Below are 3,350 nucleotides of genomic sequence, written 5' to 3' on the forward strand. Positions count from 1 at the left end.
CTTCTCACTGTTCACTGAACAGCCGCTCTTTAACAATGTGAATCATGCTGACGATGGATATGTGCGCCAAGCATATGTCCATCAAACGATATGTCGGAGTTGTCCGACATTTTCGTAATCCTTGACAGACCCCTTGGGGTTATATGGTCAAGCGATTAAGCGCATACGGTGGATGCCTTGGCAGCCAGAGGCGATGAAGGACGTGATAGCCTGCGATAAGCGTTGGCGAGGTGGCAAATACCCTGCGACCCAACGATTTCCGAATGGGGAAACCCACTCACCATCAGGTGAGTATCTATAGGCCAATACATAACCTATAGAGGCAAACCCGGGGAACTGAAACATCTAAGTACCCGGAGGAAAAGAAATCAACCGAGATTCCCCAAGTAGCGGCGAGCGAACGGGGACCAGCCCTTAAGCGATACAACTGACAGACGAACAGGCTGGGAAGCCTGACGATACAGGGTGATAGTCCCGTAGTCGAAGTCTGAGTATCGTGAAATCGAGTAGGTCGGGGCACGAGAAACCTTGACTGAACATGGGGGGACCATCCTCCAAGGCTAAATACTCCTGGCTGACCGATAGTGAACCAGTACCGTGAGGGAAAGGCGAAAAGAACCCCGGCGAGGGGAGTGAAATAGATCCTGAAACCGTATGCGTACAAGCAGTGGGAGCAGACTTGTTCTGTGACCGCGTACCTTTTGTATAATGGGTCAGCGACTTATATTCTGTGGCGAGCTTAACCGATTAGGGGAGGCGTAGCGAAAGCGAGTCTTAACTGGGCGACCAGTCGCAGGGTATAGACCCGAAACCGGGCGATCTATCCATGGCCAGGGTGAAGATTGAGTAACATCAATTGGAGGCCCGAACCCAAGTATGTTGAAAAATGCTGGGATGAGCTGTGGATCGGAGTGAAAGGCTAATCAAGCCCGGAGATAGCTGGTTCTCCTCGAAAGCTATTTAGGTAGCGCCTCACGTATCACCGCTGGGGGTAGAGCACTGTTTCGGCTAGGGGGTCATCCCGACTTACCAACCCGAGGCAAACTCCGAATACCAGTGAGTGCAGCGTGGGAGACACACAGCGGGTGCTAACGTCCGTTGTGAAAAGGGAAACAACCCAGACCGTCAGCTAAGGTCCCAAAATCCTGATTAAGTGGGAAACGATGTGGGAAGGCTCAGACAGCTAGGAGGTTGGCTTAGAAGCAGCCATCCTTTAAAGAAAGCGTAATAGCTCACTAGTCGAGTCGGCCTGCGCGGAAGATATAACGGGGCTAAATCAGGTACCGAAGCTACGGGTTCATCCTTATGGATGAGCGGTAGAGGAGCGTCGTGTAAGCCAATGAAGGTGGATTGAGAAGTCTGCTGGAGGTATCACGAGTGCGAATGCTGACATGAGTAACGATAAGGGGAGTGAAAAACTCCCCCGCCGGAAGACCAAGGTTTTCTGTTCTACGTTAATCGGAGCAGAGTGAGTCGGCCCCTAAGGCGAGGCGGAAACGCGTAGTCGATGGGAAACGGGTTAATATTCCCGTACCGGATATGGTTGCGATGGGGGGACGAAGAAGGCTAGGTGAGCCAGGCGTTGGTTGTCCTGGTGAAAGCATGTAGGCCGAGGAATCAGGCAAATCCGGTTCCTCTGAGGTCGAGATGCGAGACGAACTGACTACGGTCAGGAAGTTGCCGATGCCACGCTTCCAGGAAAAGCCTCTAAGCTTCAGATCATATGCGACCGTACCCCAAACCGACACAGGTGGTCAGGTAGAGAATACCAAGGCGCTTGAGAGAACTCGGGTGAAGGAACTAGGCAAAATGGCACCGTAACTTCGGGAGAAGGTGCACCGGTTTGAGTGAAGGACTTGCTCCGTAAGCTCTTACCGGTCGAAGATACCAGGTGGCTGCAACTGTTTATTAAAAACACAGCACTCTGCAAACGCGCAAGCGGACGTATAGGGTGTGACGCCTGCCCGGTGCCGGAAGGTTAATTGATGGGGTTAGGATTCGTCCGAAGCTCTTGATCGAAGCCCCGGTAAACGGCGGCCGTAACTATAACGGTCCTAAGGTAGCGAAATTCCTTGTCGGGTAAGTTCCGACCTGCACGAATGGCGTAATGATGGCCACGCTGTCTCCACCCGAGACTCAGTGAAATTGAAATCGCAGTGAAGATGCTGTGTACCCGCGGCTAGACGGAAAGACCCCGTGAACCTTTACTATAGCTTTACACTGGATGCTGATGTTGTCTGTGTAGGATAGCTGGGAGGCTTGGAAACCTGGGCGCTAGCTCAGGTGGAGCCAACCTTGAAATACCAGCCTGACATCATTGGCGTTCTAACTCAGGTCCCTTATCGGGATCGAGGACAGTGTATGGTGGGTAGTTTGACTGGGGCGGTCTCCTCCTAAAGAGTAACGGAGGAGCACGAAGGTACCCTCAGCACGGTTGGAAATCGTGCATTGAGTGCAAGAGCATAAGGGTGCTTGACTGCGAGACAGACACGTCGAGCAGGTACGAAAGTAGGTTCTAGTGATCCGGTGGTTCTGTATGGAAGGGCCATCGCTCAACGGATAAAAGGTACTCCGGGGATAACAGGCTGATACCGCCCAAGAGTTCACATCGACGGCGGTGTTTGGCACCTCGATGTCGGCTCATCACATCCTGGGGCTGAAGTCGGTCCCAAGGGTATGGCTGTTCGCCATTTAAAGTGGTACGCGAGCTGGGTTTAGAACGTCGTGAGACAGTTCGGTCCCTATCTGCCGTGGGCGTCGGAAGTTTGAGAAGAGCTGCTCCTAGTACGAGAGGACCGGAGTGGACGAACCTCTGGTGTTCGGGTTGTCACGCCAGTGGCATTGCCCGGTAGCTACGTTCGGACGGGATAACCGCTGAAAGCATCTAAGCGGGAAGCCCCCTTCAAGATGAGACTTCCCTGAGGCCTTGCGCCTCCTGAAGGGCCCTTGAAGACTACAAGGTTGATAGGCTGGGTGTGGAAGCACAGCAATGTGTTGAGCTAACCAGTACTAATTGCCCGTGAGGCTTGACCATATAACACCCAAGGGGTTTGCTTAGGCAAACGCCGGGATTACGACACACGCAAGTGTGGTCGGACCGACATATCGGTCAGCATGATTCATATTGCGAGTCGCGAGGCCACAAGCCTTGAGACTCAGGTGCAGCAATGCACCCCCGTTTCGCCTGACGACCATAGCGAGCGTGAACCACCCGATCCCATGCCGAACTCGGAAGTGAAACCGCTTAGCGCCGATGGTAGTGTGGAGTTTCTCCATGCGAGAGTAGGTCATCGTCAGGCACCTATACTGAACCGCCCCTGTAGCCTTGCTGCAGGGGCGGTTCTCTTTGT

At 53.3% G+C, this 3,350-nt stretch carries 2 rRNA genes; both read left to right on the forward strand.

The window, feature by feature from the left end:
* Window positions 1-145: 145 nt before the first annotated feature.
* Window positions 146-3,034, forward strand: a 23S ribosomal RNA gene (locus tag BF12_RS0112050).
* Between the two features lie 149 nt (window positions 3,035-3,183).
* Window positions 3,184-3,299 (forward strand): 5S ribosomal RNA (rrf, locus tag BF12_RS0112055).
* Window positions 3,300-3,350: the final 51 nt, after the last annotated feature.

The sequence above is a fragment of the Cobetia crustatorum genome (assembly GCF_000591415.1).
In the GTDB taxonomy this organism is placed as follows: Bacteria; Pseudomonadota; Gammaproteobacteria; order Pseudomonadales; family Halomonadaceae; genus Cobetia; species Cobetia crustatorum.